Source organism: Haloarcula sp. MBLA0138 (genome assembly GCF_055632455.1).
In genome coordinates this window covers 25,117-38,730 of the sequence record NZ_CM145746.1, presented here as the reverse complement: position 1 = coordinate 38,730, position 13,614 = coordinate 25,117, and the positions used below count along the sequence as shown (strand labels likewise).

Genomic DNA, 13,614 nt, shown 5'->3' with positions numbered 1-13,614 from the left:
CCGCTGTCGCCGTCGTACGGACGGGAGACGCTGCCGCCGACAGCGCCGCCGCTGGGCGCGGGAAAGAACGGAGAAGTCCGGGGCCTCAGAACGGCGCTTCGGGGCCTTCGTCCTCGTCGCCGCCGACATCGCCGCCGCGGGACTCGCCGGGGAACGAGGGGCTCATGCCGGCACCGCCGGACATGCCCTCCTGCTGTTCCATCCCGGTCCGGGCCGTGACCTCGTTGATTTCGGGAATCTCCTTGGTCATGCGCGTCTTGATGGCCTGAATGGTCATCGGCGAGATGCCACACCCGGAGCAGGCCCCGCCCAGCCGGATGGTGACGCTGCCGTCCTCGCGGTCTATCTCCTCGATGGCCGCGCTCCCGCCGTGCATCTGAATCTGGGGGAAGTTCCGACGCAGGAAGTTCGTGATGCGCTCCCGCAGGTCGTCCCCGCCCTCTGTCTCCGTGCTCATAGGTACATACAGGTCCGTCCCGGGGACGCTTAGACCTTTGGACTGACCGATTCAGTCGGCGGCCACGCCAACGTTCAAGCCGCCCCGCCCACGACATGTGGTATGTCGACGGACGACACGGACGAGGCGATGCGGCGGTTCCCGGTCCCCGACCGGGCGGACCTACCCGCGGACGTGCGCGAACGCATCGACGAGGAGACCGAACGGGCGGGGTTCACCCCGAACGTCTTCCGGGCGCTGGCCTATCGCCCGTCGCACTTCCGGGCCTTCTTCGCCTACCACGACGCGCTGGTCGAGGACACCGAACTCGAACGGGCCGAGGTAGAGATGCTAATCGTCGCGGTCAGCGGCGTCAACGACTGCCTGTACTGCGTGGTCGCCCACGGCGCGCTGTTGCGCATCTACGCCGAGGCCCCGCGGCTGGCCGAGCAGGTGGCGACCGACCACCGGACGGCCGACATCGGAGAGCCACACCGGGCGATGCTCGACTTCGCGGTGAAGGTCACCGAGCGACCGGCCGCGGTGACCGAGGCCGACATCGAACGGCTCGAAGCGCAGGGGTTCAGTCGCCGGGCGGTCTGGGACATCGGCAGCGTCGCCGCCTTCTTCAACCTCTCGAACCGGCTGGCCCACCTCGCGGACATGCGCCCGAACGAGGAGTTCTACGCGCTGGGCCGGGACGGGGAGTGAGCGGGCAGGGAGAGCGGGATGCGGCGACGGCCGCCCGGGACGGGGAGTGAGCGGGCAGGGAGAGCGGGATGCGGCGACGGCCGCCCGCGACGCGCTCGTTCAGCGGTCGGTGATGCTCGACTCGCGGAGGCGCGCGATGCTCGTCAGGACCGGGTAGCGCCACTCCCGGTCGCCGTAGAGGTACGCGCAGAACTCGTGGGCGTCGAACCCGCCCAGCGACGACTGGAGGTGGCGCTGGCGCGTCGCGAGCGCGTCGTCGAGTTCCGCCTCGAAGGTCTGGCGGTACCACCCCGGAACCGTCGGGCCGTCCATCGCCTCGACGAACTCCGTCAGGTGTGAGCGGTGGGCCGCGAGCGACGACAGTTCGCGCTCGATGGTCGCACACAACCGCTCGCGCTCCTCGGCGCACTGCTGGACGCTGGTCAGGAGGAGGCGCTTCACCGGCGGCGTGAACCGCGTCCCGCCGTCGGACCGGAAGAGGGTGGCCACGTCGGGACCAAGCTCCGCCGCGGCGTTCTCGACCAACGATTCCCCGTACACCTCGTCGTAGTGGTCGACGGCCAGCACCGTCTCGCGGTACGCCGACAGCACGGCCTCGCGCGCGTCGTCGCGGACCGGTTCCGACAGCGGCCGCGACGCCGCCGGCGGGCGGACCGGTGTCACGTCGCGGACTCGCTCGGCGAACGCTTCGAACGCCGCGCGTTCCGCTTCCAACTCGTCTCGCTCGCGTGCGGCGAGCGCCGCCGCGTCGCGGACCGGGGTCAGGACGTACGCACGCAGCGAATCCACGAACAAGCGCGGGTCCTCTGCGTCGGAGGCTGCGGCCATACGTATATGCTAGCGGGTAACAACAATAAGTCTTTTACATACCACGTCAAGCCGCCCGACAGCGGCCGTTTACTTAAGTATTCGCGGCGGCACGCGAGTTCCGTTTCTGCCCGGAAACCCCCGTCGCGGTCGGTCCCGTCGGTGGCGGCTGGCGCGACCGGCGGTCGAACCCACGGCCGCCTCCGGCGCGCTCGGACTTCCTTCCAGCCCCTTGCCCCGCGGTACCGTCTGTAATATTGAAGCCCCCTGCCTGCGTTGGCGAGCGCATGCAGTCCGTGTACTACGACGAGACGGGTTCGAGAGACGTACTCCAGTACGGCGACCAGCCGGAGCCGGACGTGGGTGCCGGCGAAGTGCGCATCGATGTCAAGGCCGCCGGGCTGAACCACCTCGACGTGTGGACCCGCAAGGGGCTCCCGACGCCGCCGTCGTTCCCACACGTCCCGGGCAGCGACGCGGCGGGCGTCGTCGAGACGGTCGGCGAAGGTGTGACGCGCTTCGAACCCGGCGACCGCGTGGTCGTCTACCCGTCGGTGTTCTGTGGGGAGTGTGAGTTCTGCCGCCGCGGCGAGCAGACCCTCTGTGACGAGTTCCGGATAATCGGCGAGCACACACGCGGCGTCCAGTCGGAACTGACGACCGTGCCCGCGGAGAACCTCGCACCGCTCCCCGAGGGCGTCGACTGGGAGACGGCCGCCGCGACCCCGCTGGTGTTCCAGACCGCGTGGCGGATGCTCGAAACCCGCGCCGAGGTCGGACAGACCGACGAGGTGCTGGTCCAAGGGGCCTCGGGCGGCGTCGGCCACGCCGCGGTCCAGATAGCGGCCAACACCGGCGCGACCGTCTACGCCACCGCCTCAACCGACGAGAAACTGCAGTACGCCCGCGACATCGGGGCCGACCACGCCATCAACTACGAGGAGGCCGACCTCGTCGACGCCGTCGACGACCTGACCGACGGCCGGGGCGTCGATGTCGTCATCGACCACGTCGGCGGGCCGTCGTGGACGGACAACATGGAGGTCGCGGTCAAGGGCGGCCGCATCGTCACCTGCGGCGCAACGGCCGGGCCGACCCCCGAGACGAACATCTCGGAGATATTCTGGAAACAGCTGAACATCATGGGCTCGACGATGGGCGACCCCGGCGAGGTCGACGCCGTGTTGCCCCTCGTCTGGGACGGCACCCTCGAACCGCGCATCCGCGAGGTGCTGCCGATGAGCGACATCGCCCGCGCCCACGAACTGCTCGAAGAGCGGGAGGGCTTCGGGAAGGTCGTCGTCGTCCCGGACAGCGAGTACGACGGCTGACCGCGCGGCGACGCCGCCGAACACGCTGTTGGCCCGTTCGCCGACCCGCGCCGTGACCACACGTTTTTGCCCGTCGGCGACAGCCTATGGGCAATGAGCGAGTCGGACGGGCCGAAACAGGTCGACGACCCGGCTTACCACAGCGAGAACCACACGGCCGCCCAGACCTGCGGGTGGACGAAAAACGCCGTGCGCGGCGAGGGGAAGTGCTACAAGTACATCTTCTACGGCATCGAGTCCCACCGCTGCATCCAGATGACGCCCGTCGTCAAGTGCAACGAGCGGTGTGTCTTCTGCTGGCGGGACCACGCCGGCCACGCCTACGAACTCGGCGACGTGGAGTGGGACGACCCCGCGGCCGTCGCCGACGCCTCGCTGGACCTCCAGCGGAAGCTCCTGTCGGGCTTTGGCGGGAACAGCGAGGTGCCCCGCGAGGTGTTCGAGGAGGCCATGGAACCGCGCCACGTCGCCATCTCGCTGGACGGCGAGCCGACGCTGTACCCCTACCTGCCGGAACTCATCGAGGAGTTCCACGACCGCGACATCACCACCTTCCTCGTCTCGAACGGCACCAACCCCGAGATGCTGGCCGAGTGTGACCCCACACAGCTGTACGTCTCCGTCGACGCGCCCGACCGCCGGACCTTCGACTCGACGGTGAAGGCCGTCGAGGACGGCGCGTGGGAGTCGCTGGTCGACACGCTGGACGTGCTGGCCGGGAAAGACGACACGCGGACGGTCGTCCGGACGACGCTGGTCAAGGGCCACAACATGCACCACCCCGAGTGGTACGCCGCGATGTGTGACCGCGCCGACGCCGACTTCGTCGAGATGAAGGCGTACATGCACGTCGGCCACTCGCGGGGCCGACTCGACCGCGACTCGATGCCCAGCCACGACGAGGTCCGCGCGTTCACCGAGGACGTGGCCGAGTACCTCCCCCACGACACCCTCAAGGAGGTCGAAGAGTCCCACGTGGCGATGCTCGCCGAGGACGAGCAGACGTGGGTCCCGAAACTGGAGAAGTCGAGTGAGTTCTGGGAGCGCGACCCGGTCGTGAGTTACTGAACGGCGGGTTTCGCCCGTCGGGCGGCGGCGGCCCAAACCTGTTCGGGACACCACTTAGGTAGTTCCGAGTGCGACCGTTACGCGTTCAGTTCTCCCGCCGACGGGGAGTTCGTTCCACTTCTGGAACGCGTTCCACATTCGGCATGCTTATCCGGGGCCAGTCCGTACGTCGGGGTATGCCAGACACGACGGGACAGGCGGTCGGGCGCGACGAACTCGCGGCGCTGAAGCTGCTCGCGCTCGGGGGCGCGCTCGACGAGCCGACGAAGGTGTCCTGTTCGGACCTCGCGGGGCGACTCGACGCCTCGAACCAGACGGCCTCCCGTCGGCTCCAGCGACTGGAGGACGCCGGCCTGTTGGAGCGGGACATCGTCAGCGACGGGCAGGCGGTGCAGGTCACCGGCGACGGCGAGCGCCGGCTCCGGGCCGAGTACGCCGACTACCGGCGCATCTTCGAGACCGACACCAACGTCGACCTGACCGGCATCGTCACCTCAGGGATGGGCGAGGGACGCCACTACATCACGCTGCCGGGGTACATGGAGCAGTTCATCGACCGACTGGGCTACGAGCCCTTCGCCGGGACGCTCAACGTCGAACTCACCGACGAGAGCGTCCACCGGCGCGCCCGGCTGGGGGCGTTGGAGCCGGTGACCATCGAGGGCTGGGAAGACGACGAGCGCACCTACGGCCCGGCGTACTGCTACCCCGCGTCCGTGGAGGCCGGCGACGGCGAGTACGAGCCGGCCCACGTCATCGCGCCCGAGCGGACCCACCACGGCGACGAGCAACTGGAACTCATCGCGCCCGAGAAGCTCCGCGAGGTGCTGGGGCTCGAAGACACCGACGAGGTGGTCATCCATGTCACGGAGTGAGTCGACGGTGACCGACAGCGCCGCCGACGCGGTGGCCGCCTTCCGGCGCGGCGACCCGGTGCTGGTCCACGACGCCGCCGACCGGGAGGGCGAGACCGACGTGATATACCCGGCCGGCGCGGTCACGCCCGAGGCCGTCGCACGGATGCGAAACGACGCCGGGGGGCTAGTCTGTGCCGCGCTGTCGGACCCCGTCGCCGACGCCTTGGACCTGCCGTTCATGCAGACGGCGCTAGACCACCCCACCGCGGCCGACCACGAACTCGACTACGACGAGCGCTCCTCCTTTTCCATCACGGTGAACCACCGCGACACCTTCACCGGCATCACCGACGAGGACCGCTCGCTGACCATCCGCGAACTCGGTGCGCTGGCGAGCGACCCCGACCCCGACGCCTTCGCCGCCGAGTTCCGGTCGCCGGGCCACGTCCACCTGCTGCGGGCCGCGCCGGGCCTGCTGGCCGACCGGCGGGGCCACACGGAACTGGCCGTCGCGCTGGCCGACGCCGCCGACCTGCCCCCCGCCGCCGTCGTCTGCGAGATGCTCGACGACGAGACGGGCGCGGCGCTCCCGCCCGCGGCGGCCCGCGCCTACGCCGAGCGCGAGGGCCTCGTCTACGTCGAGGGGGCCGCGCTGGTCGAGCGGTTCGACTGAGCGCCCGCCGGCACCGCCCGCGACGCCGCCCGGGTGTGTCACCGCCCGACGCGGACCGTCAAGACTCTTAACCACGGGTGCCGATGACCCGGTATGCACCGCGACGCGACAGCCGCCGAGACCGCCCGCCGCTACCGGGACGCAGAGACGAGGAGGGCGGCGCGATGAGCGACCGACCCGAGATGTTCGAGGGCGTCGACACCATCTGGCAGGACGGGGAGTTCGTCGACTTCGACGACGCGCAGATTCACGTCCTGACCCACGCGCTGCACTACGGCACCGGCGTCTTCGAGGGCGTGCGCTGCTACGAGACCGAGCGCGGCCCCGCCATCTTCCGCTGGGAGGACCACCTCGAACGCTTCTACGACTCCGCGAAGGTCTACGACATCGAGATTCCCTTCGAGCCCGAAGAACTGACCGAAGCCACCGAGGAACTCATCCGCCGCGAGGAGCTCCAGTCCTGTTACATCCGGCCCATCGCCTTCTACGGCTACGGGCCGCTCGGACTCAATCCCTCGAAATCGCCCGTCGAGACCGCCATCGGCGTCTGGCCGTGGGGCGCGTACCTCGGCGAGGAGGCGCTGGAAGACGGCGTCGACGTGGCCGTCTCCTCGTGGCGAAAGTACTCCTCCAGCCAGATTCCCACGAACGCCAAGACGACCGGCCCGTACGTCAACAGCGTCCTCGCGTCGCTGGAGGCGACGGCCAACGGCTACACCGAGGCCATCGTCCTGAACAAGGAGGGCAACGTCGCCGAGGGACCGGGCGAGAACATCTTCCTCGTCCGGGACGGCGAGATATACACGACCGGACTGGCCGAGTCCATCCTCGACGGCATCACCCGCCAGACGGCCATCGAACTCGCCGAGGAGCGGGGGTACACCGTCCACGACGAGGCGACCATCTCGCGTGGCGAACTGTACACCGCCGACGAGCTGTTTTTCACCGGCACCGCCGCCGAGGTGACGCCCATCCGCAGCGTCGACGACAACCAGATCGGCGAGGGGACGAAGGGGCCGGTCACCGACGAACTCCAGACGGCCTTCTTCGACCTCGTGGAGTCGGGCGACCGCGAGGAGTGGTTCCGCTACGTCTAGTCCTCGTCTATCGGGAGCGCCTTGTCTCCCTCGTAGGTATCTCCGAAGCCGGCGCTCAGGATGCGCGTCAGAGCGTCCTCGACGCGCTCGTCGGTCTCCTCGTAGTCGTCGGGGTCGACCTCGACGACGAAGCCGGTGGTGATGTTCGGGGCCGTCGGGAGAAAGAGCACGTCCCGGCCGTCGTCGGTCGTCTTGCCGGTCTTGAACGCCGTCATCCGCAGCCCCTCCCACGCCTCTATCTTCACCGGCTTCTGGAGTTCCTCGGTGCCCGAGACGGCGGTCTGGACGGCCATCTTCGAGGCGTTGTACACCACCCGGAGGCCGGGGACGTGATTCATCGCGTCGTCAAGCGCCGCCTCAACGATGTCGCCGAAGGCCGTCCGCATCAAGTAGCCCGTCGAGAAGACGATGAGGACGAAGATGACCAAGGCGGTGGTGACCCGGGCCAGTTCGACCGCCGTGGCGTTGTCCGGGAGCCCGAGCGCCCGCATGAGTTCCGCGTCGATGGCGGGGATGACCGCCGCCGACGCGAGTACGCCGTAGAGATAGAGGATGACGTAGAGGGTGACGAGGAAGGGAAGCAGGACGATGAGACCGCTGGCGAAGTCGCGCTTCCACGACGAGGAGGCCATACCCTGACGTGGCGGCGGCGGGTTATCAGCCCTTTCCTTCAGGTCTCAGAGCGGCCGAACTGCCCGGCGACGCTGCCCGCGACGGCCCGCAGCGCAAAGAGGGCGTTCGCCTTGCGCTCGGCGACCCGCCGCCAGAAGTACGCCGGCCACTCGGTGCCGTAGGGGGCGTACTGCCACGCCTCGCAGTCGTCGGCCAACTCGACCAACGCGTCCTCGCGGACGCCCATCAACATTTGGACCTCGTAGGGGGTGCCGTACTCGGCGTGGAGGTCGGCCGCCAGCGAGAGCATCGCCGGGTCGTGACTCCCGACGGCGACGCCGCCGTCGAAGGTCCGGAACGCGTAGCGCAGGTCCGCGCGGTAGGCCTCGTTCACGCGCTCCGTGCCCTCGTAGGCGAGTTCGACCGGCGGGTCGTAGGCCCCCTTGACGAGACGGACCTTCCCCGGGAGGTCGGCGAGGCGTTCGAGGTCGGCGCGGGTCCGCCGGAGGTTCGACTGCACGCAGACGCCGACGCCGCCGCCGTGTTCGCGGGCCGTCGCCGCGAAGGCGTCCAGCGTCGCGTCGGTCGTCGTGTGGTCTTCCATGTCTACCCAGACGAAGACGCCGGCGTCGACGGCGCGGTCGACCAACCGCCCGAGGTTGCGCCGGAACAGGTCCTCGTCGACGGCCAGCCCCAACTGCGTCGGCTTGACCGAGACGCAGGCCCGCAGGTCGCTGTGGCCGATGTCGTCGACCAACCGCTCGTAGGCGTCGGTGTCGGCGTCGGCCGGCCCGCGCTCGCGGTAGTGCTCGCCGAGGCGGTTGCAGATGACGCCGACCCCGCGCTCGTTCATCCCGCGGGCGTGTTCGAGGACTTCCGCGCTGGTCTCCCCGGCGACGAACCGACTGGCGACGGGCGGCAACATACCTACTAGTTACCACCGCTCGGTGATGAGTGTTACCGTCACACACGGCGGGTCCGGTCGCCCGCCAGAGCGTTGAAGCCGCTGGACGTGAAACGGGGGTGCATGAACTGGGTCGAGCGGGCCGGCGACCTCCTCTACGATGGCGAGTCGGTCCGGGAGGAGGTCCGGCTCGGGACCGGGGGCGTCGTGGTGACGACCCACCGCGTCCTCGCGTTCACGCCCGACCGCGAGGGACCGAACTACCGGGCGGTCGACCGGCCGAACGTCGAGGGCGTCGAACGGACCGCGAGCGGCGAGTTCGACTTCCTCGAACTCGGCGTGAAGGCGCTGGTCGTCGGCGTCGTCCTCGTCGCCGCCGGGCAGTTGGTGAGCCTCGACAGGATGGTGTCGAGCGTCTCGCTGGACAGCGGTGCCGCGACCAGCGCCGTCGGCCTCGGGGGGATGATGGGCATGTTGAACACGATGCTGACGCTGCTCGCGCAACTGGACGAACTGATGGGGCTGTTCGGCGGGCTGTCGCTGGCGTTCGCCGCCGTCGTCCTCGGCGTGTACGCGTGGAGCCGCGAGGACGTGCTGGTCGTCTCGGTGGCCGGCGGCGACGACATCGAACTGACCGCGCCCGACGAGGAGGGTGTCACCGACCGGCTTCGGGCGGCCGTCCTGCCGGGCGACGCGCCCGCCGACGCCACCCGGGCCGACGACCCCGTGGCGTGACGTTCAACTCCGCGCGGCCCTAACCGGAAAGCGATGGACTCAGCCGGCGTCCGCGAGCGCGCGAGCGACCTGCCCCGCGAGCCCGGCGTCTACCAGTTCGAGACCGACGACGGTCGCGTGCTGTACGTCGGAAAGGCCGTCGACCTGCGCGACCGGGTGCGGTCCTACGCCGACGCCCGCAGCGAGCGCATCGCCGCGATGGTCGAGCGGGCGACGACCGTCGACTTCGCCGTCACGGACACCGAGACGCAGGCGCTACTGCTGGAGGCGAACCTCATCAAGCGCCATCGGCCGCCGTACAACGTCCGGCTGAAAGACGACAAGTCCTACCCGCTGGTCCAGTTGACCGACCACGCCGTCCCGCGCATCGAGGTGACCCGCGACCCCGACGACGGCGCGACGGTCTACGGTCCCTTCACCGACAAGGGACGGATCGAAACCGTCGTCAAGGCGCTGCGGGAGACCTACGGACTGCGGGGCTGTTCGGACCACAAGTACCGCACCCGCGACCGGCCGTGTCTGGACTACGAGATGGGCATCTGCACCGCGCCCTGCACCGGCGAGATAGCGACGGCCGACTACGCCGCCGACGCCGAGAGCGTCCGGCGGTTCTTCGAGGGAGAGGTGGGCGTCCTCGCGGACCCGCTGCGCCGCGGGATGGAGGCCGCCGCGCAGGACGCGGCCTTCGAGCGCGCGGCCAACCTCCGGGACAAACTCGAAGCCGTCGAGGCGCTCCACGGCGAGGGCGACGCCGCCGTCTCGGAGGCCGGCGGGCGGGCCGCGACGGACGTGCTCGGGGCCGCCGTCGAGGGCGACCGGGCCGTCGTCGCCCGCCTGCACGCCGAGGGGGGCAAGCTCGTCGAGCGCGAGCGCCACACGCTCGAGGCTCCCGACGGCGAGGGCGTCGCCGGCGTCTACCGGGCGTTCGTCCCCCAGTACTACGCCGAGCGGGAGTTCCCCGACGCCATCCTCTGCTCCGAGGACCCCGGCGACCCCGACATCGAGGCGTGGCTCGACGGCGAGGGCGTCGACCTGCGCGTGCCCGGGGCGGGCCGGGAGGCGACGCTGGTCGACCTCGCGCTGAAGAACGCCCGCCAGCGCGGCGGCGGCGAGGACGAGGTCGGGGCGCTGGCCGACGCGCTCGGCGTCGACCGCCCCGAACGAATCGAGGGGTTCGACGTGAGCCACGCGCAGGGGCGCTCGGTCGTCGGGTCGAACGTCGCCTTCGTCGACGCCGGCCCGGAGAAGGCCGCCTACCGCCGGAAGAAGCTCACCGAGCGCAACGACGACTACGCGAACATGCGCGAACTCGTCCGCTGGCGGGCCGAGCGCGCCATCGAGGGCCGGGACGAGCGACCGGACCCGGACCTCCTGCTCGTCGACGGCGGCGACGGCCAACTCGGCGCGGCCCGGGACGCGCTAGCCGAGACCGGGTGGGACGTACCCGCCGTCGCGCTGGCGAAAGACGAGGAACTCGTCGTCACCGACGACGGTGTCCGCGACTGGCCCGAAGACGCCCCGCACCTGCACCTCCTCCAGCGGGTTCGCGACGAGGCCCACCGCTTCGCCGTCCAGTACCACCAGACGCTGCGGGACGACGTGTCGACGGCGCTGGACGAGGTGCCCGGCGTCGGCCCGGCGACGCGCAAGCGACTGCTCCGGCGGTTCGGCAGCGTCGAGAACGTCCGCGCGGCGACACGCGAGGAGTTGACCGCCGTCGACGGCGTCGGCGACGCGACGGCCGAGACGATTCAAACACGGCTGTCGTAGTTCTGTATAGCCCGCTCGGGTTTATCACCTGAGACGGGGCGCGCCGTCGCTGTACGACGGAAGACGGATTACCGGTCGAGAGAAGCGCCCTACCGGCCGTCGGCGGTCACGGCCGTTCGACGACTTCGTTTCGCAGCGTCCCGACGCCCTCGTAGGTAATCTCGACGGTGTCGCCGGGTTCGACGGTGCCGGGGTTGGCGGGGCTCCCGAACGCGACCACGTCGCCGGGCCGGAGCGTGAACCGTTCGGAGAGGTACGCCACGACCTCGTGGGGCCCGAAGAGCATCTCCGAGGTACTGGCCGACTGGCGGCGCTCGCCGCTGACTTCGGTGTGCATCTCGACGGCCGTCGGGTCCACGTCGGTCTCGACCCACGGCCCCAGCGGGGCGGAGCCGTCGAAGGCCTTGCGCGCCGTCCGGCCCTGCTGGTCGAGCGCGTCCACGTCGTTCAACACCGTGTAACCACGGACCGCGTCGGGAACGTCCGCCGGGTCGAGGTCCCGACAGCGCCGGCCGACGACGGCGGCCAGTTCCCCAGCGTAGGTGAGTTCGTCGGTAAACGGCGGATAGGGAATCCCCCGACCGTGGGCCAACAGCGCCGTCGGCGGCTTGATGAAGAAGTCCGGCTCCGCCGGCCGGTCGTACTCCATCTGCTCGTTGGTCGCGGCGTAGTTCCGGCCGACGCAGTACAGCGCCGACGGCTCGCAGGGCGGGAGCAGGCGGCCGTCGCGGCCGACCGTGTACCGACCGTCCTCGGCGTGGACGACGCCGTCGACGTACTCGCCGGAAACTGGTCCCTCAGGGGTCAGGAGTCGCGCCAATCGCATGCGCTTCAGTCCGGTAGCTGGGGAGAAAGGCGTATCGCACCCGGGACCGGCGACGAGAGCGTGCCACCGGCGATAAACCACTGAGAGCTATATCAAACGGGCCGCGGTGGAAGTTGAGACCGGCCTTCTCAATGCATAGACTCTGTTGGGAGGCACAGGGAAGAAAGAGCAGAGAGTTCTGTTGAATGCCCTAACAACGTACAAAGGTAAAGTGGCTTTGTCGCGGACACACTGATATGACTGACGAGGAGATCGACGATACCGACAAAGCGATCCTGTATGCACTCCAAGAAGACGCTCGAAACATGTCGTCCGGAGACATCGCGGAGCGGACCGGTACCTCCGACAGTACTGTCCGCAAGCGCATTCAGCGTCTCGAATCCGACGGCGTAATCAAAGGATACAGCGCTAGCGTCGACTATCAGAAATCAGGTTATCCGCTCCGAATGCTGCTTTACTGTACCGCTGCGATTCCCGAACGTGGTGACCTCGTCCCCGATATTCTGGACATCGATGGCGTGGTATCAGTTCAGGAGTTGGTCACTGGTGAACAGAACCTCCTCGTCACTGCAGTCGGCGAGACGGACAGCGACATTACACCCGTTGCACAGGAACTTCTCGATATGGGGCTCACCGTTGCCGACGAAGTCCTCGTTCGGAGTCACGAAACGACGCCCTTCGGAAATTTCAATTCCAAGACTCAGACAGGCGTTGATTCCTAGACGAGGACACGTTTGACGTCCACCTCGGTCGCGCGACGAACGACTGCCTGTACTGGATCAACAGAGCCCGTCAGATTGTCCGAGTCACCGTCGAGGACGAGGAGTGCTGCGCGCCGGCCGGGAGCGATGACACCACAATCGAGTCCAACGATATCGGCACCGGCCGTCGTCGCCATCCGTAACACCTCTCGGGCAGTCACGTCGAACTGTTTCACCGTGTACGCCATCTCCCGAAACATCGACGGGGGATTCAGCATGACGTTGTCAGTCCCGAGTGCGACTGTCGTGTGGTCGAGTAATTCCCGTACTGGAGGGGTTCCAACGTCGAGAACAGTGTTCGCGCGCGGACAGACCGCCACCGGGACTGACTGCTCTGTAACTCGCTGCAGGTGGTCCTGTTCTGCGTGCACCATGTGGACGAGGAGGTCCGGCTCCAGGTCGAGTGCCGGATGGATGTCAGTCGCGTCGGGTTCGCCAGCGTGGATCGCAAAGGGCACGTCGTGTTTCCGGCAGGCAGCACGCTGTTCGGTGAAATCGCCGTCGTTTGCCCCGGAGCCGCCGTACCCGTCGGCAACATCGAGGACGGACTGCTTTCCGCTCCCGAAGATGAACGGGTCGAGGGAAACGGACGCAGCCGCCTCACGGAGCGCGCGTGCCCCGGCAGTTCCGGACTCCCGGAAGTCCAAACAGGAGACCGTCCCAGTTCGCTCCATAAATCGGAGCGTCCGGCGCATCGCTGATACGAGGTCGGAACGGTCGGCAGCCGCCAATCGTCGGTGTTTCAGACTGTCCGGCGGTGCCACTGCTTCGTCGAGCGATAGCCCTACAGCCGCTTCCTTCGCGACGGAGTCACCCAGATGCGTGTGAGCGTTGACGAACGCCGGCAGTATGATATCGGTCGATGTCATTTCTGTCTCCTCGATACGCTCGATCTGACCGTCCTCGATAACAACACGACCCCGCATCGGCTCGAACGACCGGCCGACGAGGAGAGTTCCCGAGAGTGCTTCCATACCAGCACCTCCACGTCAATAACGATATGATTTTTTGTACGGTTATATCGAA

15 protein-coding genes are annotated in these 13,614 nt (G+C 68.5%); 9 read left to right on the top strand and 6 right to left on the bottom strand.

The window, feature by feature from the left end; translation table 11 throughout:
• Positions 1 to 85 precede the first annotated feature (85 nt).
• Entirely contained in the window at positions 86 to 457 is a 372-nt protein-coding gene (locus ACV7JO_RS00190; protein ID WP_470354321.1) for a NifU family protein, read from the bottom strand.
• Between the two features lie 102 nt (positions 458 to 559).
• Here ACV7JO_RS00190 and ACV7JO_RS00185 point away from each other — a divergent pair, with 102 nt between their 5' ends.
• Complete coding sequence (locus tag ACV7JO_RS00185; protein WP_470354320.1) at positions 560 to 1,147, top strand: peroxidase-related enzyme; 588 nt, start codon at positions 560 to 562, stop codon at positions 1,145 to 1,147.
• Positions 1,148 to 1,246: 99 nt separating this feature from the next.
• Here the strand turns inward: ACV7JO_RS00185 and ACV7JO_RS00180 are convergent, their stop codons facing one another.
• Positions 1,247 to 1,975, bottom strand: a complete 729-nt coding sequence (locus ACV7JO_RS00180; RefSeq protein ID WP_470354319.1) for a DUF7260 family protein — start codon at positions 1,973 to 1,975, stop codon at positions 1,247 to 1,249.
• Between the two features lie 266 nt (positions 1,976 to 2,241).
• On the opposite strand from ACV7JO_RS00180, the gene ACV7JO_RS00175 reads away from it, so the two are divergent.
• The 5 genes from ACV7JO_RS00175 (at position 2,242) to ACV7JO_RS00155 (ending at position 6,980) form a co-directional block, all read left to right on the top strand.
• Positions 2,242 to 3,285, top strand: a complete 1,044-nt coding sequence (locus ACV7JO_RS00175) for a zinc-binding dehydrogenase (protein WP_470354318.1) — start codon at positions 2,242 to 2,244, stop codon at positions 3,283 to 3,285.
• Positions 3,286 to 3,378: 93 nt separating this feature from the next.
• Complete coding sequence (twy1, locus tag ACV7JO_RS00170) at positions 3,379 to 4,353, top strand: 4-demethylwyosine synthase TYW1 (RefSeq protein ID WP_470354317.1); 975 nt, start codon at positions 3,379 to 3,381, stop codon at positions 4,351 to 4,353.
• A gap of 176 nt (positions 4,354 to 4,529) precedes the next feature.
• Positions 4,530 to 5,228 carry a DUF120 domain-containing protein gene (locus tag ACV7JO_RS00165; protein ID WP_470354316.1) on the top strand — a complete coding sequence of 233 codons (699 nt, stop codon included), beginning with the start codon at positions 4,530 to 4,532 and terminating at the stop codon, positions 5,226 to 5,228.
• Positions 5,215 to 5,883, top strand: coding sequence for a 3,4-dihydroxy-2-butanone-4-phosphate synthase (gene ribB / locus ACV7JO_RS00160; protein WP_470354315.1), 669 nt, complete (start codon positions 5,215 to 5,217; stop codon positions 5,881 to 5,883). Before ACV7JO_RS00165 ends, ribB begins: the two co-directional genes overlap by 14 nt.
• Before the next feature lie 164 nt (positions 5,884 to 6,047).
• Positions 6,048 to 6,980: a branched-chain amino acid transaminase gene (locus tag ACV7JO_RS00155; RefSeq protein ID WP_470354314.1), complete on the top strand. Its 933-nt coding sequence runs from the start codon at positions 6,048 to 6,050 to the stop codon at positions 6,978 to 6,980.
• Here the strand turns inward: ACV7JO_RS00155 and ACV7JO_RS00150 are convergent.
• Together ACV7JO_RS00150 and ACV7JO_RS00145 are read right to left on the bottom strand one after the other, a co-directional pair.
• Positions 6,977 to 7,612: a DUF502 domain-containing protein gene (locus ACV7JO_RS00150; RefSeq protein WP_470354313.1), complete on the bottom strand. Its 636-nt coding sequence runs from the start codon at positions 7,610 to 7,612 to the stop codon at positions 6,977 to 6,979. The two genes, ACV7JO_RS00155 and ACV7JO_RS00150, sit on opposite strands and share 4 nt — an antisense overlap.
• Positions 7,613 to 7,650: 38 nt before the next feature.
• Positions 7,651 to 8,517, bottom strand: coding sequence for a proline dehydrogenase family protein (locus tag ACV7JO_RS00145; protein ID WP_470354312.1), 867 nt, complete (start codon positions 8,515 to 8,517; stop codon positions 7,651 to 7,653).
• Positions 8,518 to 8,619: 102 nt separating this feature from the next.
• Here ACV7JO_RS00145 and ACV7JO_RS00140 point away from each other — a divergent pair, with 102 nt between their 5' ends.
• Together ACV7JO_RS00140 and ACV7JO_RS00135 are read left to right on the top strand one after the other, a co-directional pair.
• Positions 8,620 to 9,231, top strand: a complete 612-nt coding sequence (locus ACV7JO_RS00140; protein WP_470354311.1) for a hypothetical protein — start codon at positions 8,620 to 8,622, stop codon at positions 9,229 to 9,231.
• Between the two features lie 33 nt (positions 9,232 to 9,264).
• Positions 9,265 to 11,001 (top strand): excinuclease ABC subunit C, encoded by a 1,737-nt coding sequence (locus ACV7JO_RS00135; protein WP_470354310.1) that lies wholly within the window; start codon positions 9,265 to 9,267, stop codon positions 10,999 to 11,001.
• A 106-nt stretch (positions 11,002 to 11,107) separates the two neighbouring features.
• On the opposite strand, the gene ACV7JO_RS00130 is transcribed toward ACV7JO_RS00135, so the two are convergent.
• Positions 11,108 to 11,827 (bottom strand): fumarylacetoacetate hydrolase family protein, encoded by a 720-nt coding sequence (locus ACV7JO_RS00130; RefSeq protein ID WP_470354309.1) that lies wholly within the window; start codon positions 11,825 to 11,827, stop codon positions 11,108 to 11,110.
• Positions 11,828 to 12,063: 236 nt separating this feature from the next.
• Between ACV7JO_RS00130 and ACV7JO_RS00125 the strand changes: the two genes are divergently transcribed.
• Positions 12,064 to 12,549 (top strand): Lrp/AsnC family transcriptional regulator, encoded by a 486-nt coding sequence (locus ACV7JO_RS00125; protein ID WP_470354308.1) that lies wholly within the window; start codon positions 12,064 to 12,066, stop codon positions 12,547 to 12,549.
• Here ACV7JO_RS00125 and ACV7JO_RS00120 read toward each other — a convergent pair.
• Positions 12,546 to 13,562, bottom strand: coding sequence for an amidohydrolase family protein (locus ACV7JO_RS00120; RefSeq protein WP_470354307.1), 1,017 nt, complete (start codon positions 13,560 to 13,562; stop codon positions 12,546 to 12,548). The two genes, ACV7JO_RS00125 and ACV7JO_RS00120, sit on opposite strands and share 4 nt — an antisense overlap.
• Between the last annotated feature and the right edge of the window lie 52 nt (positions 13,563 to 13,614).

Bases quoted from the DNA above. Each gene is read 5' to 3' on its own strand.
- ACV7JO_RS00190 (WP_470354321.1), bottom strand. From the start codon at position 457: ATGAGCACGGAGACAGAGGGCGGGGACGACCTGCGGGAGCGCATCACG.
- ACV7JO_RS00185 (WP_470354320.1), top strand. From the start codon at position 560: ATGTCGACGGACGACACGGACGAGGCGATGCGGCGGTTCCCGGTCCCC.
- ACV7JO_RS00180 (WP_470354319.1), bottom strand. From the start codon at position 1,975: ATGGCCGCAGCCTCCGACGCAGAGGACCCGCGCTTGTTCGTGGATTCG.
- ACV7JO_RS00175 (WP_470354318.1), top strand. From the start codon at position 2,242: ATGCAGTCCGTGTACTACGACGAGACGGGTTCGAGAGACGTACTCCAG.
- twy1 (WP_470354317.1), top strand. From the start codon at position 3,379: ATGAGCGAGTCGGACGGGCCGAAACAGGTCGACGACCCGGCTTACCAC.
- ACV7JO_RS00165 (WP_470354316.1), top strand. From the start codon at position 4,530: ATGCCAGACACGACGGGACAGGCGGTCGGGCGCGACGAACTCGCGGCG.
- ribB (WP_470354315.1), top strand. From the start codon at position 5,215: ATGTCACGGAGTGAGTCGACGGTGACCGACAGCGCCGCCGACGCGGTG.
- ACV7JO_RS00155 (WP_470354314.1), top strand. From the start codon at position 6,048: ATGAGCGACCGACCCGAGATGTTCGAGGGCGTCGACACCATCTGGCAG.
- ACV7JO_RS00150 (WP_470354313.1), bottom strand. From the start codon at position 7,612: ATGGCCTCCTCGTCGTGGAAGCGCGACTTCGCCAGCGGTCTCATCGTC.
- ACV7JO_RS00145 (WP_470354312.1), bottom strand. From the start codon at position 8,517: ATGTTGCCGCCCGTCGCCAGTCGGTTCGTCGCCGGGGAGACCAGCGCG.
- ACV7JO_RS00140 (WP_470354311.1), top strand. From the start codon at position 8,620: ATGAACTGGGTCGAGCGGGCCGGCGACCTCCTCTACGATGGCGAGTCG.
- ACV7JO_RS00135 (WP_470354310.1), top strand. From the start codon at position 9,265: ATGGACTCAGCCGGCGTCCGCGAGCGCGCGAGCGACCTGCCCCGCGAG.
- ACV7JO_RS00130 (WP_470354309.1), bottom strand. From the start codon at position 11,827: ATGCGATTGGCGCGACTCCTGACCCCTGAGGGACCAGTTTCCGGCGAG.
- ACV7JO_RS00125 (WP_470354308.1), top strand. From the start codon at position 12,064: ATGACTGACGAGGAGATCGACGATACCGACAAAGCGATCCTGTATGCA.
- ACV7JO_RS00120 (WP_470354307.1), bottom strand. From the start codon at position 13,562: ATGGAAGCACTCTCGGGAACTCTCCTCGTCGGCCGGTCGTTCGAGCCG.